Annotated in this window: 20 protein-coding genes; 13 read left to right on the plus strand and 7 right to left on the minus strand. The window is 35.7% G+C overall.

What is annotated here, in order from left to right:
• Positions 1–271: 271 nt before the first annotated feature.
• Positions 272–1,303 carry a fucose-binding lectin II gene (locus tag KZ793_RS11980; protein WP_225815551.1) on the minus strand — a complete coding sequence of 344 codons (1,032 nt, stop codon included), beginning with the start codon at positions 1,301–1,303 and terminating at the stop codon, positions 272–274.
• A gap of 436 nt (positions 1,304–1,739) precedes the next feature.
• The gene (locus tag KZ793_RS11985; protein ID WP_225815552.1) at positions 1,740–2,702 is read right to left on the minus strand and encodes a fucose-binding lectin II; all 963 of its coding nucleotides are present in this window, start codon (positions 2,700–2,702) and stop codon (positions 1,740–1,742) included.
• A gap of 622 nt (positions 2,703–3,324) precedes the next feature.
• Between KZ793_RS11985 and KZ793_RS22570 the strand changes: the two genes are divergently transcribed.
• Positions 3,325–3,447: a hypothetical protein gene (locus KZ793_RS22570; RefSeq protein ID WP_255619298.1), complete on the plus strand. Its 123-nt coding sequence runs from the start codon at positions 3,325–3,327 to the stop codon at positions 3,445–3,447.
• 80 nt (positions 3,448–3,527) lie between these two features.
• Here KZ793_RS22570 and KZ793_RS11990 read toward each other — a convergent pair whose 3' ends face one another.
• The 5 genes from KZ793_RS11990 to KZ793_RS12010 form a co-directional block, all read right to left on the minus strand.
• Entirely contained in the window at positions 3,528–4,976 is a 1,449-nt protein-coding gene (locus KZ793_RS11990; protein WP_225815553.1) for a flavin-containing monooxygenase, read from the minus strand.
• A 378-nt stretch (positions 4,977–5,354) separates the two neighbouring features.
• The gene (locus tag KZ793_RS11995; RefSeq protein WP_225815554.1) at positions 5,355–6,368 is read right to left on the minus strand and encodes a fucose-binding lectin II; all 1,014 of its coding nucleotides are present in this window, start codon (positions 6,366–6,368) and stop codon (positions 5,355–5,357) included.
• 427 nt (positions 6,369–6,795) lie between these two features.
• Entirely contained in the window at positions 6,796–7,836 is a 1,041-nt protein-coding gene (locus tag KZ793_RS12000; protein ID WP_225815555.1) for a fucose-binding lectin II, read from the minus strand.
• A 452-nt stretch (positions 7,837–8,288) separates the two neighbouring features.
• Positions 8,289–9,227 carry a fucose-binding lectin II gene (locus tag KZ793_RS12005; RefSeq protein ID WP_225815556.1) on the minus strand — a complete coding sequence of 313 codons (939 nt, stop codon included), beginning with the start codon at positions 9,225–9,227 and terminating at the stop codon, positions 8,289–8,291.
• A gap of 163 nt (positions 9,228–9,390) precedes the next feature.
• On the minus strand, positions 9,391–10,335 hold the full coding sequence (locus KZ793_RS12010) for a fucose-binding lectin II (RefSeq protein ID WP_225815557.1): 945 nt from the start codon (positions 10,333–10,335) through the stop codon (positions 9,391–9,393).
• A 408-nt stretch (positions 10,336–10,743) separates the two neighbouring features.
• Between KZ793_RS12010 and KZ793_RS12015 the strand changes: the two genes are divergently transcribed.
• The 12 genes from KZ793_RS12015 (at position 10,744) to KZ793_RS12070 (ending at position 23,550) form a co-directional block, all read left to right on the plus strand.
• On the plus strand, positions 10,744–11,967 hold the full coding sequence (locus KZ793_RS12015) for an MFS transporter (protein ID WP_225815558.1): 1,224 nt from the start codon (positions 10,744–10,746) through the stop codon (positions 11,965–11,967).
• Positions 11,968–12,271: 304 nt separating this feature from the next.
• Positions 12,272–12,712 carry a hypothetical protein gene (locus tag KZ793_RS12020; protein ID WP_225815559.1) on the plus strand — a complete coding sequence of 147 codons (441 nt, stop codon included), beginning with the start codon at positions 12,272–12,274 and terminating at the stop codon, positions 12,710–12,712.
• A gap of 325 nt (positions 12,713–13,037) precedes the next feature.
• Complete coding sequence (locus KZ793_RS12025; protein WP_225815560.1) at positions 13,038–13,226, plus strand: type II toxin-antitoxin system RelE/ParE family toxin; 189 nt, start codon at positions 13,038–13,040, stop codon at positions 13,224–13,226.
• A gap of 386 nt (positions 13,227–13,612) precedes the next feature.
• Positions 13,613–14,389, plus strand: coding sequence for an SDR family oxidoreductase (locus tag KZ793_RS12030; RefSeq protein WP_225815561.1), 777 nt, complete (start codon positions 13,613–13,615; stop codon positions 14,387–14,389).
• Positions 14,390–14,391: 2 nt separating this feature from the next.
• Positions 14,392–15,105, plus strand: a complete 714-nt coding sequence (locus KZ793_RS12035) for a 4'-phosphopantetheinyl transferase family protein (protein WP_225815562.1) — start codon at positions 14,392–14,394, stop codon at positions 15,103–15,105.
• Positions 15,098–15,913, plus strand: coding sequence for a cyclase family protein (locus KZ793_RS12040; protein ID WP_225815563.1), 816 nt, complete (start codon positions 15,098–15,100; stop codon positions 15,911–15,913). The genes KZ793_RS12035 and KZ793_RS12040 overlap by 8 nt, the downstream gene beginning before the upstream one ends.
• 772 nt (positions 15,914–16,685) lie before the next feature.
• Entirely contained in the window at positions 16,686–17,972 is a 1,287-nt protein-coding gene (locus KZ793_RS12045) for a beta-ketoacyl-[acyl-carrier-protein] synthase family protein (protein ID WP_225815564.1), read from the plus strand.
• Positions 17,965–19,080 (plus strand): beta-ketoacyl synthase N-terminal-like domain-containing protein, encoded by a 1,116-nt coding sequence (locus KZ793_RS12050; protein WP_225815565.1) that lies wholly within the window; start codon positions 17,965–17,967, stop codon positions 19,078–19,080. The genes KZ793_RS12045 and KZ793_RS12050 overlap by 8 nt, the downstream gene beginning before the upstream one ends.
• Before the next feature lie 34 nt (positions 19,081–19,114).
• Positions 19,115–19,363, plus strand: a complete 249-nt coding sequence (locus tag KZ793_RS12055) for an acyl carrier protein (protein ID WP_225815566.1) — start codon at positions 19,115–19,117, stop codon at positions 19,361–19,363.
• 23 nt (positions 19,364–19,386) lie between these two features.
• Entirely contained in the window at positions 19,387–20,934 is a 1,548-nt protein-coding gene (locus KZ793_RS12060; RefSeq protein ID WP_225815567.1) for an ANL family adenylate-forming protein, read from the plus strand.
• Positions 20,934–22,376 carry an SRPBCC family protein gene (locus KZ793_RS12065; RefSeq protein ID WP_225815568.1) on the plus strand — a complete coding sequence of 481 codons (1,443 nt, stop codon included), beginning with the start codon at positions 20,934–20,936 and terminating at the stop codon, positions 22,374–22,376. Before KZ793_RS12060 ends, KZ793_RS12065 begins: the two co-directional genes overlap by 1 nt.
• A 19-nt stretch (positions 22,377–22,395) precedes the next feature.
• A complete protein-coding gene (locus tag KZ793_RS12070; protein WP_225815569.1) occupies positions 22,396–23,550 on the plus strand; it encodes an alpha/beta hydrolase family protein in 1,155 nt (384 codons plus the stop codon).
• The last annotated feature ends 735 nt before the right edge of the window (positions 23,551–24,285 follow it).

Here is a 24,285-nt window from a genome sequence, read left to right on the forward strand (position 1 = left end):
GCAAGTGAATGAATCCCCAGGAGCATAGATAACGATGTGACTGGGGTGAGTGAAAGTAGCCAACAAAGCAGCAGCTTGAAAGATGAAGGGTATATACAAAGGGGCTTTTTTCTTGGCCCCAGATATTATTGTAATGTAGAAGAATGATTTTGATTATAATCTTATTGATGTTGCCAAATATGGTGAATAATAAAAAAGCGGCATTATGCCGCTTAATTTATTGCTAAATATTATTCTTGTTTATGGTGCAATTTACTAAAGTATTTTTAATTTACACTAGCGGCCAATTTAACATGACTACGCAGTCATTGTAATTATCATTAGTGCCATTTTCAGCGCCGATAATCGCTGTTCCCGGTTTTCCATCAAGGGTGTTATCGAAATAACGCAGTTTGCTGGGTTTGCCATTTCCTTCAATTGCAATACAAACTTTTCCTGTACCTGATGTGTAGATTTTAGTCGCCATCGGATTATTTTTTCCTTTGTTGGTTAATGTATCTACCAGAAGGTCGTCAATATACACTTTTACTGTTTGCTGGATGTTCGTATTATTATAGGCCGTTAGTCCGAATCTAATACTATGAGGCAACTGTAAACAGTGTTTACCGGTGTCATTGGTGCCACATGTTCCGCCACAGCTACTATTGCTACCACGGTCACTGCCTAACAAATCTGTATCAACAGAGACTGCCGCTTGAATTTTGTTGAAAGTGACTCCAGGCCAACCAGCTTGGGTGGATACAGGACCGGTATCAATAGTATTTGACTGTGTATTGTATCGGATATAATTACCATCTTTGAAAAAGTAAATTAAATGGCTGGCAATATTCCTCCATAAAATAACAGCATCCAGATTAGAGTTGAATCCAGAGTAATTTCCGGTAGTTCCCCACCTGGCTGAAATCGTTTTCTTACTAATTGTGTGTGAACTAACGGTATAATCAATACAATCGCGACCTTTAAAGAAACAAACAACATCTCGTTTTGTATCGACCCATTCTGTGGCAGCATCTATCCCATTTTCGAATTCGGTGCCTTTCAATCCGGGCCATCCTGCTATAATGTGTTTGGGTCCCTCACTGACCTGTGCTTTTGCGATATCGAATTTAAGATATTGTGAGCCTTTAAAGAAGTATAAATAACCATTTAAATTAATTATATCGTCAATATGTCGTTGAAACTCGACAGGAAGGCTAGGCCAATTTTTACTGATAGGTTGGGGAGCGTCCCCTTTATTTATTTGTGCATCATCATGATATTTAATGTTTTCTGCATCAAGGAATAAGTAGGTATTTGTGTTCATGGTTATATCTCCTCTATGGTGATTAATTATTTAAACTTACTATTTCAAGATAATATATAATAAAAATGATATTCAAAGCTTTGATTGTAATTCTTTTATATTGATTATTTATAGGGTGATGTAGAGTAATTTATGTCATTGATGGTTTGTAATCAAGATTTTATATTAATCAATAATTAATGAATTTAATGACATTGATGTTTTGCAAAAGTACAAATGCCATGATAAGAGGTGTGCTTATTATATAAGTTAATTGTTAAGTATGGTTTATATTTCTCCAATATTCTCTTTAAATGTTTTTTATTGAATAATAACACCTTGGTATATGTTGTGTTAATAATAAATTTAGCATAGTAAAAAAGCGGAATAATACCGCTTTAATTTATTGTTAAATATTATTTTTTCTTATGGTGAAATTTACCAAAGTATTTTTAATTTACACCATCGGCCAATTTAACATGACTACGCAGTCATTGTAATTATTATTAGTGCCATTTTCAGCCCCGATAATCGCTGTTCCCGGTTTTCCATCAAGGGTGTTATCGAAATAACGTAGTTTGCTGGGTTTACCATCTCCTTCAATTGCAATACAAACTTTTCCTGTACCTGATGTGTAGGTTTTGATTGCCATCGGATTAATTGTTCCTTTGCCAGTTAATGTGTCTACCAGAAGGTCGTCAATATACACTTTTACCGTTTGCTGAATGCTCGTATTATTATAAGCTGTCAAGCCAAATAGAATATTTTTAGGTAATTGGAAACAGTGTTTACCGGTGTCATTGGTACCGCATTCTCCACCGCAATTTGAGGGGTTGGTAGGAGGACAAGGATCATTGATTTTTTCCATTTTCCACTGGTCTACCTTAATTGTTTTACGAGTACTATTACCAGAAAGAGATACCCCATATAACGTGTTTGGTTTGTTGGCATTACCATAACTATTAAGGAAACCTTTATTTCCCCATCGATTATATAGGCTGATAATTGCTCCTTCTATGATATTTTCCTTTGTAGAATAAGGCGTCTCGCAATAAATAATCCACTCTAATGTTTTTGGAGAATAAGTATTTATATCTGAGGTGATTATCGGATATATTTCTCCACTTGGTACCGGTTGATTTGGGCCATCATAATATCCCAAGTAACCACCATCGCAGAAAGACAGATTATGAAGTAAAATAATATCATCATTAATTATTTCACTGCCGATAGCCTTTCCTGTTCCTGATTTTATTCGCCATATTCCTCCTAGATCAGAAAAAGAGGGAGCTACAGTTAACACGCTATGTTTTGCGCCTGGTATGTCATTATTTCCATATGTACTGAGATATCCTCCTTGCCAGTTATTATAACCATTTAATATTCTTATTGTATCGCCATATTTAATTATATCAGCCATAATTTATCCTTAAGGTTTGTAGTTTATTTTTAACAATGAAAATGATATTGAAATTACCCTGGCTTAATTACCCTTTTTATAGTTTTCTGGATTATCTCATAATAGGTTATTAAAATAAGACAAATGCTAAACTTTTTTGTAATCCTAAAAAAGTGATTAACGCCAGGTTTGATTAATTATGAATATTAATGGTTGTTGAAGGAAGGCATAGAGTTTGTTTCTTTTTTCTGACAATGAATATATCACTAAAATTGTCTTAATTTAATTTGCGATATTTCTATCATGATCTGTAAAGTAAAAGTGGTATGTGCAGATTTAATCGTCAATCTTAAATAACATCTTAGGGAGGTATTATGTCAGTGTAATAAAATCACATCATATTATGTGGTTTACATCATTTGCTAAGTTAAATTAGTTAATGGTGATGGAGAGGTGAAAATTAATTTTATTGATACGAAGAATGCGGCTCTAATAAATTAATGCTTTGATATATGATTGCTTTTTATCACCAAACTGAATTTATTGCGCCAAAATAGAATTTAGTTCTCACATCAAAATTGTTAAATTCCAAACTTTCAGGATATAACAAAAAAATTCCTGATGGAAAAATCATGGAAAAATCATGGAAAAATCATGGAAAAATCATGGAAAAATCATGGAAAAATCATGGAAAAATCATGGAAAAATCATGGAAATGATCTACAACTATCTTCAAGCTGCACATGCCCAATATGCTTTGAATTGACATAAATCTGATTAATGACAACCAACAGCCCGTTTATGATAACGGGCTGCTATAACCACTGATTTTTTAATTTCGGGTGGTTATGTCCATTTCAACGCGGCATCATCTACAGGCTGTCCCAAAACCTGTTTATCTTTTTTGTAATCATGCGGAACCTGCCAGGTTGAACTGTGTCCCTGACGAGGAAGTAAGTCCTTTGCACGTTTTACATAACCAGATTGCAAAGCACCAAAAATATGTTCGTCCTCCTGTATCTCACCCGGCTGAGCATGTGGTGTCACAACGGTTGCACCACGACGATCCATCTCGTTCAACAAACGACAGATATATTCCGCAGAGAGATCAACTTTCAACGTCCAGGGGTTATTGATATAACCAAACAGACAAGCAAAATTAGGGATATTCTGTATCAACGTCCCTTTATAAAGCATTCGATCATGACCTTGCTGTTTTTGTCCATCAATAGAGAGTTCAATTCCACCAATAAAATGTAATTTCAGTCCAGTGGCGGTAACAATAATATCCGCTGGTAATTCCTTGCCGGATTGTAATGAGATGCTGTTTTCAGTTATGCGTTTAATATTGTCAGTAACGATAGAGGCTTTACCTTCTTTCAGTACCTTAAATAGATTACTGTTGGGAATAAAACACATCCGTTCATCCCATGGCATATATTTCGGCGTAAAGTGCTTCATGTCAAAATCTGGGCCGACACGCTTGCGAGCCGATGCCAGCAAAAACGATTTCAATAAGTTAGGTAAATACCGACTCGTTTTATAAAGTAAGCGCTGTAGAAAGAGATTGCGATTTCTACTCAATGTGTAAATCCAGCGCTGTGGAATAATGCCTTTGCAGTACTCTGCTATCTTATCTCTTTCCGGTACGGAAAGAACATAACTCGGGGAGCGCTGTAACATCGTGATATGTTTAGTATCATTTGCCATTGCAGGCAGTAAAGTAACGGCTGTTGCACCACTACCAATCACAACAACTTGCTTTCCTTTATAATCCAACTCTTCAGGCCAGTGTTGAGGGTGAATTACCGGGCCTTTAAAATCTTCAATACCGGGGAATTGAGGTAAATGAGGTTCATCATAGTTATAATAGCCTGTTGCAGCGACGAGAAAACGACAGGTAAATTGCTGAGTTTCCCCACTTATTTCATCAATCGCGATAACAGTCCACTGGCGAGTCTCATTTGACCAGTCAGTATGAGTGATTTTTAGCCCAAACTGTATTTTGTTATTAATTTCATACTCTTTTGCTGTTGCATCGATATAACTTCTAATTGAAGGCCCATCGGCAAAAATACTGGTGTCTGTCCAAGGGCGGAATTTATAGCCATAACTCATCATATCTGAATCTGAGCGAATGCCTGGATAGCGAAATAAATCCCAAGTACCGCCTATCGTCTGGCGACGTTCTAAGATAATAAACTTCTTATCAGGACATTTCCTTGTTAAATGACATGCTGTACCAATGCCTGCAATACCAGCGCCAATAATCAAAACATCATAATGGTTATTCACTGTATCCCTCCTATAAGGTATTTTTTGATGAGTTGAAACTTACCTAATTAAAACAAGGTGATTCTTGTCGTTATTGGCAGTAGCATAACAATATTAATTAGATTTCTTTAGTTTTACATTGCTCATTACAAGCGTTTAACGTGTCAATATTCCCTACCACCACAAATAAATAATTAGCTTGAGAATATTTTCACCCTTCAATATATACCCTATGGATTTCAAGATGCATCGCTCCTTTGCCGCCTCGCTGCAACTCGAAATCTATTAGGTATAAAATAATCCAGAGAACAGGATATTCTCTGAATTATTTTAAAAATGTGAAGTTGTTCAAGGGATTTTAATTTTTACTTATTGCTGACTGATCTCTCCTAATCATTTTCATGTTAGGGGCCAGTTCAATACCACCACGCTATCATTGTAATTGCCCTCGGTGCCATTTTCAGCACCAATAATGACTGAACCGGGTTTTCCATCAAGAGTATTATAGGCATAACGAAGTTTGCAGGGTTTGCCATCCCCGGTAATTTCAATACAGATTTTGCCTGTACCGGATGTATAGGCTTTAGTTGCCATCAGATTATCTGTTCCTTTGCCGGTTAATGTATCTACCAGAAGATCGTCAATATAGACTTTTACCGTTTGCCGATGAATATCGGTATTAGAATAGGCTGTCAGGCCAAATCGAATACTTTGAGGTAACTGGAAGCAATGTTTACCTGTTTCGTTGATACCACATGTTCCGCTACAGCTTCCATTATTGCCTCGGTCACTGCCTAATAAATCGGGATCGACTGATACTGCTGCTTGAATTTTGTTGAAAGGACCTCCGGTATAATTAGAAATGGGAGCCGGTCCATAATCAATAGCATTCGATTTTAGGTTAAACCGAATATAATTACCTCCTTTGAAGAGATCAATACGAGAATATATTCTCTGTACAGCCGCGTCTAGATTGGTGCTGAATTCTGTGTATTTCTCTGTAACGCCCCATCTGGCTGAGATAGAGTCCCGCTTAATCGTATGTGAATTCACAGCGTAATCGATACAATCACTTCCTTTGAAGAAGCAAACAATATTTGTTGTAAATTCTGTGGCTGCATCTATCCCATTTTCGAATTCGGTTCCTTTCAGTCCGGGCCATCCCTCTGAGATAAACTTCGGCCCATCAGTTACCTTAGCTTTTGCGATATCGAATTTAACGTATTGCGAGCCTTTGAAGAAATATAAATAACCATTTAAATTAATCACATCGTCAATATGTCTTTGAAACTCGATAGGCAAGTTATGCCAATCGTTACTGATAGGCTGAGGATAGGTAATATCTGGTTTTTTTGATATCTCATTATATCTGGCGTTATCTGCATTAAGGAATAAATAGACACTTGAGTTCATTAATATATATCCTTCATGGTTTTTAAATTTGTCATTTATTTTGCGTATTTGTTAAACTTCCTGTTCATAGATAAAATATATTAATAATGATATTAAGACTATTTTGCGAAACAGAAAAATTCACGCTGTGAAAATTAATATAAAAGATAGATTATGGCAATGTTATATATTAATAGATTATTTATTGATTTAATGATGTTGTTTGTTTGCAAAAATATAAATATAGACTAAGAGATAAGAACTATATTATACAGTTAAGATGAAAAGCACTATTTTGTATTTCCATTTTATTTATTTTTGTGTTTTAATAATAACATATTAAAAATATATTATATTGATAATATTTTTATATAAAAAGCGGCATCATAATACCGCTTTAATTTAGTGTTCTATTTTTAGGTGATGAAATTACTCAGGTGTTTCTAACTCACACTTGCGGCCAATTCAATATCACTACGCAGTCATTGTAATTATTCTTGGTACCGTTTTCAGCACCAATAATGACTGACCCGGGTTTTCCATCGAGGGTATTATAGGCATAACGGAGCTTACAGGGTTTGCCATCACCGGTAATTTCAATACAGATTTTACCTGTACCTGATGAGTAGGATTTGGTGGCGGTTAAGTTATCAATTCCTTTGCCGGTTAATGTATCTACCAGAATGTCGTCGATATATATTTTTATCGCTTGCTGATGAACATCAGTATTCGTGTAGGCTGTTAGCCTAAATCTGGTACTCTGCGGTAATTGGAAACAGTAGTTACCAGTGTCATTATTACCACATGCTCCGCCACAGTTTTGACTACCTAACAAATCTGTATCAACTGATACCGCAGCTTGAATTCTGTTGAAGGTAACTCCTAGCCAATTAATTTTATTAGGGGTCGTTGGTCCTCCATCGATAGTATTTAATTTCAGATTAAATCGGATATTAGAGTTACCTTTGAAAATGAAGATATAATGGTATCCACGAGTCCTCCATAAAATTGCGGCATCCAGATTTGTACTGAATTCTGAATATTTACCAGTTGTTCCCAATTTTTCTGAAATCGTTTTCTGATTGATCGTATGTGAACTGACAGTATAATCGATACACTCGCTACCTTTAAAGAAACAAACGACATTGGTGATATCAGGGTTTTTTATATCGATCCATTCCGTAGCTGCATCTATCCCATTTTCAAATTCGGTTCCTATTAATCCAGGCCATCCCTCCACAATGGGCTTAGGTCCTTCAGCCACCTGAGCTTTTGCGATGTCGAATTTAAGATATTGCGATCCTTTAAAGAAATACAAATAACCATTTAAATTAATCACATCGTCAAAATGTCTTTGGAATGCGACAGGAAGATTAGGCCAATCTTTACTGACAGGTTGGGGATAACCTGGGTACACCCCATTATGGCCAGATATTTCATTGTATTTAATATTTTCCGAGTTAAGAAAAAGATAACTGGATGTATTCATTGTTATATATCCTTCATGGTAATTATATTTTAACGTATTATTTAGATTTTTAGTCGAAATAGATTTCAAATAGTATTGAAAAATACAAATTTAATTATGTAATTTATTTATATATTTGATGGCACAGAATGATTTGTATAATTGGAGGTTAATTCCAATGATGGGTTGTAATCAAGATTATATATTGATGATTTGCTGATCGATTTGATTTGTTTGTATCTTTGCAGAAATAAAAATACATGCTAAGAGATAAGGTATATATAAATCAAATGGGAATTAAAGTATTAGATTGTATTTTTTAACGTCTTTTTTAGTGTTTTTTATTTTTATGTGGGATGAGTAATGCTTGGAAATATATTTTATTAATGATATTTATGGCATAAGAAAGCGGCATATAATACCGCTTTAATGTATTGATAATTTTTTTAGTGAAATTAACAGGGTATTTTTAACTAATTCACCAGTGGCCAATTCAAGACGACCACACTATCGTTGTAATTATTATTGGAATCATTTTCAGCACCAATAATGACTGAACCGGGTTTTCCATCAAGAGTATTATAGGAATAACGGAGCTTGCAGGGTTTGCTATCCCCTATAATCTCAATACAGATTTTGCCTGTACCTGATGTATAGGCTTTAGTCTCTGTTCCTTTACCGGTTAATGTGTCTACCAGAAGGTCGTCAATATACACTTTTACTGTTTGTTGATGGATAGCTGTATTCGTATAAGCTATTAGACCAAATCGAATACTTTGAGGTATTTGGAAGCAGTATTTACCGCTGTCACTAGTACCGCATTCTCCAGCACAATTGGAGGGTTTGGTAACCGGGAGACAAGGATCTTTAACTTGTGTCATTTTCCACAGGCCGGTATAAGGTTTGCGGAGGTTATTAGCAGAAGTATATACATGACATACTGTTTCAGGGAGTCCAACCCAACCATTGGTATCAAGAAAGCCTCTGGTTCCCCAACGGTTATATAGCGTAACGCTTTCATCTTCTTTGATTTTCCCATCAATAGATGGCATGTCGGAATAAATAATCCACTCTAAGGTTTCTGGACGAATGTTTTTATCTGATGTGTGTATCGGGTATATTTCACCTTCTGGAACCTGTTGACTTGAGGATTGATAATGTCCTAAGTAGCCGCCATCACATTGATAAAGATTGTGGAGTAAAATAGTATCATTGTTAATAACTTCACTACCGATAGGCTTGCCCGTTCCTGATTCAATTCGCCAGAATGTTCCTGCCGCGGTGGTGGTTATCACAGCATGTTTTCCATCTGAAATACCACTCGTTCCATATACACTAAGATATCCACCATCCCAGTTTCTGAAACTATTTAATATTTTTACGGTATCGCCATATTTAAGTATATTTGCCATAATTTCTCCTGAAAGTCGATTACTTATTTCTAACTGTTGATATGTTATTTAATTTACGATATCCCTATCGCGGCATGTAGTAATAAAGGTATATCATGCCGCTTTAATTTATTGGTAAGTTTTACTGCTATTAATGGTGGAATCTATGTAAAAGTCTTTTCACTCATACCAGCGGCCAATTTAATACCACTACGCTATCGTTGTAATTATTATTAACACCACTTTCAGCACCGATAGTCATTGTTCCCGGTTTTCCATCAAGCGTATTATAGGAGTAACGGAGTTTGCAGGGTTTACCATCTCCTATAATCTCAATACAGATTTTGCCTGTACCTGATGTATAGGCTTTAGTCTCTGTTCCTTTACCGGTTAATGTGTCTACCAGAAGGTCGTCAATATACACTTTTACTGTTTGTTGATGGATAGTTGTATTCGTATAAGCTATTAGACCAAATCGAATACTTTGAGGTATTTGGAAGCAGTATTTACCAGTGTCATTGATACCGCATTCTCCGCCACAATTTGATGGTTTATTAGGGGTGCAAGGATCGTTGACTTTTTCTATTTTCCACAGGCCGGTACCACGTAGGCGTTGAGCCGCTCCAGAAGAAAATACTTGATATTTCGAATTTACTAAGGTGGAGTCACCATGTATATCAAGGAATCCCCTTAGTTCATATTGGCTAAAGAAAGCAAAAACCCCCTCTTCTGTCATTCTGCCATCTTGAGAAATGGCTTGTTGATTAATAGACCATAACATTGCTGCTTTAGTATGAATGTTGATATCTGATGTGTTAACCCGATAAAGCTCCGGTGGTGCCTCACTCCCCGTTCTTTCATAGCATGATAAGTAACCGCCATCGCATTGATAAAGATTATGGAGTAAGATAACTTCATTATTTATTATCTCACTGCCTATCGGTTTTCCGGTGCCTGACTCTATTCGCCATATTCCTCCAGCATCAGAAAAAGAGGGAACGACAGTGACTACCTTATGTTTTGCGCCGAGCCTGTTATCATCTCCATATACACTGAGATATCCTCCTTCCCAGTTTTGATATCTATTTAGTAGTTTTACGGTATCACCATATCTAATTATATTATCCATTGTCTCTCCAGAGGATTTGTTATTTATTTCTTATCATTGATATATCCCTGATTTCATCATGCGACTATATGTATAATCTTTTAAATGACTTCAGAGATAAGCCATCGGGATCAGCAAGATATCTTGCTTTTTTGTGATTCTTAGTGGAGATAATCATCCCACCAATAGAGTATCAATCATAAGATTATTGGAGAAAGGTGGAGCATTTGTTACTTACTCCTAACAATGAACGGAGCCCAGAAATTGCCATCATTTGATGATTCTATTTTGCCATTATCAGCGCTACTTCAAGCTTGGTTACGCCAGACGCTTACGGTGATGCTACGTGGTGCTTTTTTTTAATCTGCGTGTGATGTAAATTGCTTACCACGTCAATGAAATTTAAGCCAGTAGGAATTGGAACTCATAATGTCGAAGTTAATTGGGAATAATCAGGTAGTTGGAACTAATAATATAGTTGTTATTGCGATGGTTGTTGCATTAGTTCAATTTATTAATGCATTAGAGTACATGATGGTAACTCCGCTTTTTGTTTATATGTCGAAAGATTTTCACATGCCGGTTACGATGGCGGGAGTTATTGCGGGTGTTTATGTTTTTTCCTCGGTGTTTTCTGGCCTGATATCTTTTTTCTTTATCGATCGCTTTAATAAAAAAAAGGTTCTCATTTTAAACACGCTGTTTCTTGGCCTGATTACATTCCTAACGATTTTTTCCTCAGAGCCATACCAACTGATTCTGCTACGTATGATTGCCGGTCTGTTTGGTGGTGTGACATTGGGAGTAGGCATTGGGATCTTACTTAATAATTCTCCAGAAAGTATGCGGGGAAGAGTATTAGGGATTGCATTTTCATCTTTTTCATTTGTGAGCATTTTAGGTATCCCGTTGTGTTTATATTTGGCCGAGAATTTTAACTGGCAAGTCTCTTTTTTATTTATCGTTATTTTATGCATAGTGAGTTTGCCTCTGATCCTCTTCCTTATTCCAGGAGCAGAGAAAGTAAAAAAGAGTCACAATAAAATTGTGCTGACTAAAAAAATAACATTAGCCGGGATGGCTAGTGGTGTCAGTAATTTTAGTCCCTTCATGCTTATTCCGATACTTGCTCCGTTATTAACCAATGTGTTTTATATCCCGGAAAATCAGATTGCACTGGTATTCTTTTGCGGTGGTATCACATCTTGGGTGGGTACTTATTTAACCGGGAAACTTTGCGATAGATACCCTCCTCAGCGAATTACTATCGCCGCCGCGACGCTATTTATTGTCAATATCTTTCTGGGATTGACGGGAAAAGTAGATGGATACATTTTCTTCTCACTTTTTATGTTCGCGACTTATGTGCAGGTGATGGCTGCAAACGTGCTCGCTTCTTATGCCTCGACGCCTGAAAATCGTGCAGGTTTTGGCGCCCTTCAGATGGCATTTTCTAATTTGGGCGCCGGTGTGGTGTTCTTCTTCTCCTCCATTTTCTTAGACGGTAAGGAGATTATTGCTGAGAACGTGCAGCCTATTTTCATACTGACTATGGTTAGTGCCCTGATATTACCTATATACGTAATGAAATTAGCTCAGGTGATGAAAAGAGGGACGAAAGATCTAATGAATAATGCTGAACGTAATAGTTAAGGGAAAATAACGATAGATATGTGATCTAGCCTTAATGGTAAAATAAAGGTTTTGCGCTATATTTGAATTTAAGGCTAATCATTGATATAAGAGTATAGGTATAATTAGTAAAAATGGAATGTTGTTTTAAGTATAATATCACTGGAGGAAATTACTATAATAAGTGCCTATCTCAATAGCTCTATTGGGATAAGCAGTAAGGATAATTTTGGCTCATGCTGGATGATAGTGTGCGAAAGGATGAAGTTATTATAAATCCTATCATAATTATTATTGAAATTACTAATTGACATAGGTGAATAAAATGGAACGAAAATTAAGTAATGCTCAGAATAAACCAGCTATTAATATTATTGCGGGAGTAACTAATATTAAATCTATTTATAATAAAACGCCTTGTAAAATTGTGGTTGAGCATGGATATATTTCCAGGAAAAATTTTTCTGTGGATAAGATGTCTGAATGGCATGGCGATTTATGGGCTCCTTGGATAGGGGATAAATATGAACCTAATAAAGCAATTCATATCTATACTGAAAAAGGATTTAAATCTGAATTTGGATTTAATATTTGGATATTTCAAGACTATTGTAATCCACTGAATGCAAATGCGGTTAAATATTCCATAAATAGGGAATTTACTTACGATGATGCATTAGAGATTTCAGGTAATAATCGAGGCGGCGGAAATAAAATTCTAACATTAGAGTTTCATGATAATAATATTCATCTGGAAATGATATAGCGTTATGAGATATTGAATATCTCGGATAACGTTCCGTATCAATAGACATCCGTTGAAATGACAGCATTTCTTCGCGTGTTGTTCAGTATTTTTGATTTTCTTGTCGATAGTTTAGATAGTTAACTATTAGACAAGTTTTTATTTGAACTAATAATTAAATTATTGAAATGCTAAAGTTCAGGAAGAAATAGATAATTATCCTAATGCAGTACGTGATCGAATTAACTTTGAACTCGTAGCCTTACAGTGTGACTATCCTCATTCTTTCGATAATTTTGATTTTTATGAGGTTTTATCTGATGGCGATTTACTTAAAGAGCAAAAAATGAAGTATCCTCCAGCTCAAAAGAAATCCATGAGAAAAACGATTGGTCGCTATGCTATGCAGTTGACAATTAAAAGTGCTGATTCATACCGCATGATTTATGTCGCTAAGTTTGAAGAAGCGATTTATGTATTGCATCCATTCAAGAAACGGTTAATTCATAACATCATGGTTTTCAACCTTTTTTAAATCCGGTGATGATTACTGACCATTTATTTGATTCTCTGATTAATCAGAAAAGATGAATTTGTATAGTGACATGATAAAGTAATCTGGTATTATAAGTTATTGTAAATGTAACACCAGTATATTATTGGTCTTTACGTAAAACCGTTAATATTTTTTGTAAATGCTGACAAAAACTGTCACTAGTTTGTGAATAATGCTTGTTAGGGTAATCGTGTTTTTCCGTGAATAGCAATAATATATACCTAATAGATTTCGAGTTGCAGCGAGGCGGCAAGTGAACGAATCCCCAGGAGTATAGATAACGATGTGACTGGGGTGAGTGAAAGCAGCCAACAAAGCAACAGCTTGAAAGATGAAGGGTATAAATAACGATAGGAATAGTTCAGATGAAATATGCCTTTATTACCGGTGCGACAGGAGATATTGGTTTCGCAATTACAGAGAGATTATCTGAGGATGGCTTTGAACCAATATTATTATCGCGTACTCCTGAGCGCCTTGATAGTGCAATTGGTCAGTTACGCAATAAATATGGTAGTCAATTTGCTAAGAAAATAGTTTGTGATGTCTCTAATCATGATGATGTTAAAAAAGCGTTTGACCAACTGGAGCTTGAAGATAATAAGCTGACAGTACTTGTGAATTGCGCAGGCATTTCTGGTGGGGGTATTACTGCTGAAGTAAGCCCACGAACTTGGCAAAATGTCATAAACGTTAATTTAAATGGTACTTACTTTGTTATACGTGAAGCTTTGACAAGAGAATTAATGTTATCTGGTGGCAGAATTATCAATATTGCTTCCACTGGTGGGAAACAAGGTGTTATTTATGGTGCGCCTTATTCTGCTTCTAAGCATGGTGTTATTGGCCTGACTAAATCTTTAGGGCTTGAATTAGCACGTAATGGTTCAGGTGTCACGGTTAACGCAGTTTGTCCTGGGTTTGTTGAAAGTGATATGGCGGAGCGTGTCAGAGAACATTACGCCAAAATTTGGGACACTGATATAGCCGAAGCGAAAAGAAGAGTAGAAGAGCGTGTTCCTATCGGAAGATATATTGAACCTAATGAAGTGGCTGAAATGGTTGCTTATCTTGCATCCCCTCTCGCCGGGGCTGTAACCGCTCAAGCGCTGAATGTGTGTGGTGGATTAGGTAATTACTAATCATGGACGATATTTCATTATCATCTGATTTTTTTGATCTTTGGATTATCAAAATCGATGATATTGATTTAGCCTCTATTGAACAGTTAATTTACTGCTCTGATATAGTTCGCCATAATCACATTTGTTTAGCGGATAGAAGAAAAAAATTTATATTTAGACGGGCTGCATTACGTTATGTTTTAAGTCAATATTTATCTGATTATGAAATCATAACGAATGATAACGGAAAACCTTATATATCCACGGAGCAAGACTTCAACTATTATTTTTCACTGAGTGCTTCAAGAAACTATTGTGCCATCGGTTTTAGCTCAAGGGAAATAGGTGTTGATATTGAAGTCACTCCTTCTAAGATAAAATTTTCTGAAATTGTTGAACGTTTTATTCAGGATGAGGAGCTGGAATATATGAAAGGTGTAATGTTAAAACAACCATCAGGGATTAGCCTGGGATTTAAGAATTACTATCATTTAATGTCGTTATACTATTGGGTTAGGCTTGAAGCATATATTAAATTATTTGCTTCGACTTTACATGAGAAATTATTGGCTAATAACTCTGATTCTGTTAAAGATATGAAAGAATTAGAGGCAAGCACATTATTGATTCATCATCAGCAATTTGTTTGTGCCTTATCTCAAAAGAAGGTAATTTCTACACCAAATATCAAGGAAATAAACTATTCCGAAATTATAAGGAACAAAGATGAGTAATATTATTGACTTAAGTGTTCCTATAGATTGTGATTTTTGGGAACCTGAGAAAGTAACCAGGGGAGTCGTTGATCATAAAGAAGGTGCCAATAAATTAGGTGAGAGTTATTTATATTTCCATACCAGTTCATGGTGGAAAAGAGCCTTTATAAAACTGTTCAAACGCAAAAAGTGGATTATTGATCACAATGATTTTCCTGATGGTATGGGATTATCTCTGATGCATTATCAATTAACCACGCATACTGGAACGCATATTGATGCTCCCTATCACTATGGGTGGCATAAAGGGCAAGATCAGCCAGCAACGATTACTGATATCCCTTTGGATTGGTTTTATAATCATGGTGTATTACTTGATTTTAGTCATGATAATCAATCAATTGATAAACAGGCGGTAGAAAATCATTTAAAGAAAATTAATTATAAAATAAAAGAAAATGATATTGTCCTTATTAGTACCGGAGCTGATAAACTGATAGGAGCGAAATCCTATTTTACTCACTATAGAGCAATTGAAAGCAGTGCTGTTCAATGGTTAGTTGAGCAAGGGGTAAAGATTATTGGGACAGATGCATTTAGCTTTGATCGGCCATTTATAGAGATGATTAACGATTATAAGAAAACTGGGAATAAAGATTGCTTATGGCCATCTCATTTTATCGGACGGGATCATCCTTATTTACAGATAGAACGGCTTTGTAATTTAACCAGTATTCCTAAACCTTATGGATTTAAAGTGTGCTGTTTTCCAATAAAATTAGAGAAAGCAGATGCTTCATGGAGTCGAGTGGTCGCAATATTATAATAATAATATGTAATTATATGGTAAGACGGGAGAGAATATGAGCAGAAAAGAGATTTCAAGATCATACAATTAAATCTAATGTCCAATATGCCTGAGTATACCTTAGATATTTAAAAGAAGGGGCTTAAGGTATGAGTTGTGCATTGCATGATTTAGAGCCCTATTGGGACAGGCAGTTATTTGTATCGAATTAATAAAGATAGCTATATTTTTTGGCTATATTGTACTGTGGGCGGATATATCAGCTCTATGATAATAAATTTGTCATCTCCTTTCTGGATGATTTTTAAGAATAAATTGAGTAATTAAAAAAAAGCTTAATTATTCTATCCATATGCAGAACGAAGGGAGTTAACTTAGTTTGGTTCAGCCTGGAATATTCATATTATTATTGCAATTTTAATAGATGAAAGAACAGTGAAAGAAACAAATGAGTATTTAAATAGAGCTATGGTTTGGTGCTTATTTTCAAGAATTTTGGTTAGGAGATAAAAATCAAATATATATACCTAATAGATTTCGAGTTGCAGCGAGGCGGCAAGTGAACGAATCCCCAGGAGCATAGATAACGATGTGACTGGGGTGAGTGAAAGCAGCCAACAAAGCAGCAGCTTGAAAGATGAAGGGTATATGACAAATATAATTTTATAGATGAAGTAGTTTAATATCACTACTTGCAGATAATGATTTTCTTAAATGAAAATGGGTAAATTTTATATTAATAAAGCTTGCCTGAATAAATGTTTATTATATTTCTATCGAGATAATTATTGTGATAATAAATAACAGAAATGAATCTCAACCACGTAGAGTTGTGGTGACAGGGCTAGGTGTTGTTGCACCGACAGGTGTTGGCGTTAATGAATTTTGGAACAATATTCATAACGGAAAATCGGGAGTGAGTAAATATGAATGGGGAAGAGAAAGATTTGGCTTTAAAAGCGGAGCAATAGGACAAGTTCACGGTAACAATGGCAATAACAAAGAGTTTGTTCTGAAAAGTGAGCGTAAATATCTCCAGTTTGCTTTAGAAGCCTCTGAGATGGCAATGCAAGATGCAAACTTAAAACCTTCAGACATTGATGGCCAGCGTTTTGGTGTTGCGATAGCAACAGCGATTGCTGATGCTGAGGGAATGGAAGAGTGTTTACTCAGGATCACCAAAGGGGGCAAAGAGAATATTCACCCTGATTTAATTAAATCAGAAGATTATGACAGCTTTGATTTCAGCTCTGCCGCAACCTCTGTTGCGAAAAAATATGGTGCATCTATGTCCGTCAGTAACATATCAACCGGGTGTGCGGCAGGACTTGATGCATTAGGTATTGCGATGGAGCATATCCGTTATGGCAGAGCGGATATTATGCTGGCTGGTGCAAGTGAAGCGCCACTTTGTCCACTTTCTATCGGCTCTTTTGAAGCTTTAGGGGCGCTATCATCAAGAGAGTTGGAAAATCAGCAAGCAGCGACTTGTCCTTTTTCGCTTGAGCGGGATGGATTTGTGATTGCAGAAGGGTGTGGAATATTAATTTTAGAGTCTTATGAACACGCTAAGCAGCGTGGAGCACATATCTATGCTGAATTAGCAGGGTATGCATCCGTCAATAACGCTTATCATATGACTGACTTGCCAGCGGATGGAATGGCAATGGCACGATGCATTGATATGGCATTGAAAGATGCCCAGATATCGCCATCAGCGGTAAATTATATTAGTGCTCATGGCAGTTCTACGGCTCAAAATGATATTAACGAATCAAATGCGATTAAATTTGTTTTGGGAGAAAATGCATTTGGTATTCCAATTAATTCATTAAAGTCAATGACAGGTCATGCTTTAGCTGCCGCTAATGCGATTGAGTCTGTAGCATTATGTCTTGAAATAGAAAAGCAGTATGTTCACCCAACAATTAATTATCAAACACCAGATCCTGATTGCGATTTAGATTATATTCCTAATCAAGGTTGCTCATATCCAATTAAGACCGCGTTAAAATTATCAAGTGGTTTTTCTGGTATTCACAGTGTTATTGTTATGAGGGCAGTAGACAATGCGTAGAAGAGTTGTCGTTACCGGTGTTGGTGCAATACATCCTGATGGCAATGATGTCACCTCCATAAAATCAAAAGTCATTCAGAAGTTATTGGGCCAAGAATCGATAAATAATACGACCGCAAGTTCTGTAATAAGAACATTGAGTGGTTTCGATGGCGCAAAATATATCAATAACCGCTTAAGACGTAAAATTGATGAATTTTCGGTTTATGGTATCGTCGCCGTTGAAATGGCATTAAAAGCGAGTAGCTTGGATGTCGATAAGCTTGATCCTAATCGCGTTGGAATATATGTCGGAAACTGTTTTGGTGGATGGCAGTATATTGAGGATGAAGTTAAAGCGCTCCATATTGAAGGCATAAAGGGAATGGGACCTTATGTTGCCACGGCATGGTTCCCAGCGGCACTTCAAGGGCAATTGTCACTGCTTTATGGTTTTAGTGCGCAATCTAAAACGTTTTCTACCTCCGATGTGGCAGGGATGCAAGCAATAGGCTATGCGGCTGAGGCGATTTCTAATGGTGTTGCGGAAGTGATGTTATGTGGTGCGTCAGAACATCTTTCTAGCCCATTAGTTAAAAATTTACTGGAGAAAGCGTCAGGCCAGAAACACTCTGAGGTTTTTGGCGAAAAACGGCCAGGAGATTTTTCGGAGGGCGCTGCATTTTTGGTGCTGGAAGAGAAGCAACATGCTTTAGAGCGCGGTGCTTCGATATTATGTGAATTAACCGGTTTTGTTGATTATTTTGCACCGGATAAAAATACCAGAAATAATACCTTAGAATATACTGCTGAACTATTCAGTCATAATAAAAATGCTGTATTTATTATGGATGGAATATATGATGATGAAAAAGAAATAACGAGTAATGCTTTCTCAAATAAAGAGATAAAAACATCATTTATAAATCTGAGACCTTATTTGAATAATCAATTCTCAGTCAGTGGCGTGATTGATTCAGTCTTGGCGTCATCATTCTTGTCAGAAAGTCATGAAGATGGGGAACAACAATCTAATAAAATTAATGAGTTTTCAAATGCTAACCAAATAATAATTCAGCGCTTCAGTAATAAAGGTCATGTGTGTGCGTTGAGTTTTTCGGCTATTTAATCTCTAAAATATTTAAGTACGTGAGGAAAAATATATGAATAATAATCCAGAAGTAAAAATAAAAACGATTTTGTCTCTTTTTCTTAACATTAATATTGATGATTTCAATATGGATGCAAACCTTGCTGATGCCTATGATATGGACTCTACGGAATTAGCTGACTTGGCAAAAGATATTGAGAAAGAATTCGGTATTTCCGTAACTAAAAGTCAATTTAGTCATTGGGAAACAGGAAGAGCGGTTCTTGATTTCGTTTCATCAAGTTTAAACGATAAAAATTAACTGCTAATTAAAGGGAAACAGAAATGAAACTAATCTCTATGTTGTTGCATTCAGAGCGTGATAACTTACATCATGATTGTATTATTACTAAGGATTATCATTATACAAGAAAAGAGGTAATATCTTCTGTTTCCCATTTAATCGATGATTTACTTAGTCGAGGAGTTCAAAAAGATAATAAAGTCATTGTTATATTTGAGCATGATGAATTAGGTGTTTTCTTTTTAGCTGCTGCTAGTGCTATGGGGCTGCATTTATTAATGCCCTATAATTTATCATCAGCGACAATCGATGAATGGATTAATTTTACCAATGAAGTGCAATACGATTTTGTGATTTATCTTAAAAAAGATAAACATTTTGTTGGAAGATTAAAAGAAAACAACATTAATGTGATTGATATTTCAGATTATAAGATCCGGGGCAGTGACGATATCGCGGAAATCCCCATGATAACGTATTCTCCGCAATCTATTGCTAATTTTATTGTCTTGTTCACTAGTGGAAGTACAGGTAAACCGAAAGCAATTAGTATTTCAGAATCGTTAGTATGTCGACGAATTTATTCGGTGACAGAGAAATTAAAGTTCACTCAAGATGCTAAAATATTCATGTCAGGTTTGTTGAATAATACAACTGGAGTGATTTTTTCTTTCGGTTCATTATTACATCAATCAACACTTTTTATACCTGAAGACAGAAATGTAGAGAGATGGCCTGATTATCTTTCTCGCAATAAAATAACCCATATTATGTTACGCCCAGAGTCGATGAAGTTATTCGTTAAATCAACCGCGGAACATAATATCGATCTCTCTGACTTACGGGTTGTTGCTTATGGTGCCGCAGCTATGCCGCCTAGCGTACTGGAGAAAGGGCGCCAATTAATTGGTTGTGAATGGGTGCAGGGATATGGGTTAAGTGAAACTTATGGTCCTTTCTGTTGGGTTGATGAACAAGATCATCGTGATAAAAGATATCTCAATTCAATTTATTGTGTTGGCAAGATTGATAATACATTAGAGGTAGCGGTTAAACCTATTATAGGCTCATCTGATAATATCGGAGAAATTATCCTAAGGGGTGAAAGTATTATGGAAGGATATTATGATGTCCTTTCTAGAGAAATAACGCCTCCTGATGAGTGGTTTGCCACTGGTGATTTAGGCTATATAGATGAGGAAGGTTATTTAATTTTAAAAGGACGTAAGCAAAATACTTTTATGAGTGCTAACGGACATAGGATTTATCCCGAAGAAGTTGAATCTATTTTATCCCGAATACCCAATGTGAATGTGGCTACGGTTGTTGGTTTTTCTTTCCATGAAAATGGTGTTGCTATTGATCAGCCGGTTGCCTGTATGAGTGGAGAGATATCGAAAAAATCATTACCTGAAATTGAAGATATTATTTCATCATTTTTAAGTAGTAAACTCAGTCGAGAAAAATGGCCGGATTGGTTCTATGTTACTGATGAACACTTTCCAAAAAGCCATAATGATAAAATATTTAAATCAGAGTTAATTAAATCAATCAATCCTAAAAAATTATTTACATTGAGGAATCAATAATGAATTATGTAGAATCACATTCAATTGTCTGTAATGCTCAGATAGAAGATGTATATCAAATTATTATTAATTCTGATAAATGGCCAGAAATATTTGAACCATGTCAGGAAGTAAAGACTCTGTTTAGGGATAAAGCAGGTGAGAAAATAGAAGTTAAAGCCTTACTTAACGGTATTTTAATGCAATGGGAATCGGACCGTAAATTTTATCCAGAAACATTCAGTATAAAATCAAAACTGAGCCCCCCAATGACATTAGTTAAAGAAATGGAAACGTCATGGCGCGTGATTAAAATTAATTCTCAGCAATGTGTGCTGTTATTAGAGCATTTGTATGATCTTGAGTCTGAAATCACTGGGTTAATTGATGGTGTTGAAACGATAGAACAGGCACACGAATTTATCAGTAAAGCTATTGATACTAATTCAGTTAAAGAGCTCAATAAGATAAAAAATATCGTAGAGTCAACAGAGGGGGTGGAAAAAATATTAAAAGGAACGTTTACTCACTCAGCCATATGTGAAGCTCCAGCGCAGCAGGTCTATACTTTGGTTAAGGATGTCTCTTGTTGGACTGATATTTTTTCATTCTGTGATGGTGCGGAAGTTTTAAATAGATCGGGCAATCAAGAATTGGTTGAAATCAAAGCAAAACAAAATAATAAAGCAGTAAGTTGGCAAACGCAGCGATATTATTTTGATGCTATTTATCGGATTGACTATGTTATGCCTACACCGATGCCATTATTAAAAACAATGAATGGCAGATGGCAAGTCATTCCTATTAATGATCAACGCTGTATTCTAACGGTGCAAAGGAATTGGTCTTTATTAGCAGATGTCAGTGGTATCGTTGATGGTGTTGATAATCATGACCAGGCTAATTCCCTTATTATCTCATTTATCAATGATAATACTCGAATGGAAATGGATAGTATAAAGAGCCAGGTAGAAAGTCATAAAAAATCAGGTTTATTAACGTTCACGGCAGGATATTATATCCCTCACCAGGTCGATGATGTTTACAATATATTTTTAAATATCAATGACTGGAATAAAATATTGCCTCATTGTGATTCAGTAAAAGTCATTTATAATGATAATAAGTATCAAGAATTTAACATGGAAGTATCAACGCCAAATGGAAATGAGACTTTCCGTAGTATACGATTCTGTGATGCGAATAATTTATCGATTGAATATTTTCAACCAGAGCCTCCTTTAGTATTAAAGTCTCATAGTGGCTCATGGCGTATATTTAGTAAAGGAAGTGGTTCGTTCATTGTTTCTAGTCATGATGTTGAGTTAAATCATGATTTATGTGCAGTTAAATTTGGTACGGAAGATAAAGCAAGACAACAAGAGATAGTAAAAAATGCTATTTCAGAAAATAGTAAGAAAATGGTCTTTGCTTGTAAAGAGTGGTTAGACACTCGTATTTAGTAAATCAAAGGAAAATAAGATGAATAATAAAAATAAACCCAATAGAATTTCGCCAGAACTTCTTGCTACTTGTGGTTATTTTATGCCGAGACTATTTTTCTTAAATTCTCAATATGCTCCCCAAGTTCATTGGGGAGATGTTGTTGCGGCATTGAGTCATTTTCCAGCGGAAAACTTAGACTTATCCTCTGAAGAGTTTTGGTATGAATGGATGATTAATTGGTCAAAAGTGGGTGATAGCTATATTAATATCGCTAACTCGGCTAAAAGTGAAGTCAGCCATGTTCGTGCTTTGAGGAGTGCCGCTGCCTGTTATCATTGGGCAGAATTTATGTATTTCAGTGATAGGAGTAGAAAGATACAGCTCAGAGAGTATATTCGTTCATGTTTTTTATCTAGTATAAAATATAGTGATTTGTTGGTTGAGCATCAATATATTGCCGTTGATAAATTTCATATGCCGTTTTTCCTTATATTCCCTAAAGGGTATAAAGAAGAAGAGAATCATTCTTTGCCTTGTGTTATTTTATCCAATGGATTGGATTCGATGACTGAAATTGAAATATTATCTTTGGCTGAGTTTTTCTTGGGGAGAAATATGGCGGTAGCTATATTTGATGGGCCAGGGCAGGGAATAAATCTTGGAAATTCTCCGATAGCTATCGATATGGAATTATATGTTGCTTCTATAGTAAAATTATTAGAGGATGATGCCAGAATTAATAGTGATCTTCTTTGTTTCCTAGGAATTAGTTTTGGTGGTTATTTTGCGCTACGTGTTGCGCAAAGAATTGGTGATAAATTTTGTTGTATCGTCAATTTATCCGGTGGGCCTGAAATAGCAGAGTTTGATAAGTTGCCAAGACGGCTTAAAGAAGATTTCCAATTTGCATTTATGCAAGATAGTAGTCGTATGCAGTCTCTTTTTGACGAAATTAAATTGGACATCTCTTTACCTTGTAAAACCAAGGTTTTTACTGTTCATGGTGGATTAGATGATATATTCCCGATCGATAAAGTGAAAAAGTTAGATCAGTCATGGGGTGATAATCATAAGTTATTATGTTATGAATCAGAGGCTCATGTTTGTTTAAATAAAATAAACGAATATATGATACAAGTTTCAGATTGGGTTAGTGAACAATTTTGGCTAAATGGCTATAAAAAAGGCTAACTTATTTTATACTATACCTAATAGATTTCGAGTTGCAGCGCGGCGGCAAGTGAACGAATCCCCAGGAGCATAGATAACGATGTGACTGGGGTGAGTGAAAGCCGCCAACAAAGCAGCAGCTTGAAAGATGAAGGGTATAACTGCCTATTCCATTAGATCTCATGATTGTGGGCTATTATTTTGTAAGTTAATAGTGAATACGGATAGTGTGCAGGAGTTGCTACGTATATTGTCTTGGCTCGCTCTTTTTATAAAGAATGGGAAATGAAATAGTTTAATGGGATGGGCGTTAAATAGGACATCAGGTTGTGAATAGCTGTTCTTATATTGAAGGTAAGCTAGTGATTATTCATCTTATCTAAAAAAATTTATTTTTTTCAACAGAAGTTAAGGTTAAACCTATTTGGGTATGCCTTTTAGTTCCGCTGCTCTTTTACATTAGTAACAAAATCAAAACATCTTCCCAGGCATTACGAAGAGATATGTCCGAATAAAATAAGACCATATTTTCTCTATGTTCGATGTTCGACACTTACTTCAACCTTGTTTCGGCGTAATGCATCGAATATTTACTCTTGACAGAGTTTGGTAATTATGTAAGACGGTAATAGTATTTTCGTCAATACAGACAATTGAGGTTTATATTAAATATAGGATTTCGAGTTTATGGTTTTATAGAGAAATCTCGACATTGTTCCATGATAGATAATTAAGAATATACCTAATAGATTTCGA

Origin of the sequence: Photorhabdus antumapuensis (genome assembly GCF_020387775.1) — a bacterium.
Taxonomy (GTDB): domain Bacteria; phylum Pseudomonadota; class Gammaproteobacteria; order Enterobacterales; family Enterobacteriaceae; genus Photorhabdus; species Photorhabdus antumapuensis.

Bases quoted from the DNA above. Each gene is read 5' to 3' on its own strand.
- KZ793_RS11995 (WP_225815554.1), bottom strand. From the start codon at position 6,368: ATGAACTCAAGTGTCTATTTATTCCTTAATGCAGATAACGCCAGATAT.
- KZ793_RS12015 (WP_225815558.1), top strand. From the start codon at position 10,744: ATGTCGAAGTTAATTGGGAATAATCAGGTAGTTGGAACTAATAATATA.
- KZ793_RS12055 (WP_225815566.1), top strand. From the start codon at position 19,115: ATGAATAATAATCCAGAAGTAAAAATAAAAACGATTTTGTCTCTTTTT.
- KZ793_RS12010 (WP_225815557.1), bottom strand. From the start codon at position 10,335: ATGGATAATATAATTAGATATGGTGATACCGTAAAACTACTAAATAGA.
- KZ793_RS12030 (WP_225815561.1), top strand. From the start codon at position 13,613: ATGAAATATGCCTTTATTACCGGTGCGACAGGAGATATTGGTTTCGCA.
- KZ793_RS11985 (WP_225815552.1), bottom strand. From the start codon at position 2,702: ATGGCTGATATAATTAAATATGGCGATACAATAAGAATATTAAATGGT.
- KZ793_RS12000 (WP_225815555.1), bottom strand. From the start codon at position 7,836: ATGAATACATCCAGTTATCTTTTTCTTAACTCGGAAAATATTAAATAC.
- KZ793_RS12025 (WP_225815560.1), top strand. From the start codon at position 13,038: ATGAAGTATCCTCCAGCTCAAAAGAAATCCATGAGAAAAACGATTGGT.
- KZ793_RS12060 (WP_225815567.1), top strand. From the start codon at position 19,387: ATGAAACTAATCTCTATGTTGTTGCATTCAGAGCGTGATAACTTACAT.
- KZ793_RS11980 (WP_225815551.1), bottom strand. From the start codon at position 1,303: ATGAACACAAATACCTACTTATTCCTTGATGCAGAAAACATTAAATAT.
- KZ793_RS12040 (WP_225815563.1), top strand. From the start codon at position 15,098: ATGAGTAATATTATTGACTTAAGTGTTCCTATAGATTGTGATTTTTGG.
- KZ793_RS12035 (WP_225815562.1), top strand. From the start codon at position 14,392: ATGGACGATATTTCATTATCATCTGATTTTTTTGATCTTTGGATTATC.
- KZ793_RS12070 (WP_225815569.1), top strand. From the start codon at position 22,396: ATGAATAATAAAAATAAACCCAATAGAATTTCGCCAGAACTTCTTGCT.
- KZ793_RS22570 (WP_255619298.1), top strand. From the start codon at position 3,325: ATGGAAAAATCATGGAAAAATCATGGAAAAATCATGGAAAAATCATGG.
- KZ793_RS12050 (WP_225815565.1), top strand. From the start codon at position 17,965: ATGCGTAGAAGAGTTGTCGTTACCGGTGTTGGTGCAATACATCCTGAT.
- KZ793_RS12005 (WP_225815556.1), bottom strand. From the start codon at position 9,227: ATGGCAAATATACTTAAATATGGCGATACCGTAAAAATATTAAATAGT.
- KZ793_RS12020 (WP_225815559.1), top strand. From the start codon at position 12,272: ATGGAACGAAAATTAAGTAATGCTCAGAATAAACCAGCTATTAATATT.
- KZ793_RS12065 (WP_225815568.1), top strand. From the start codon at position 20,934: ATGAATTATGTAGAATCACATTCAATTGTCTGTAATGCTCAGATAGAA.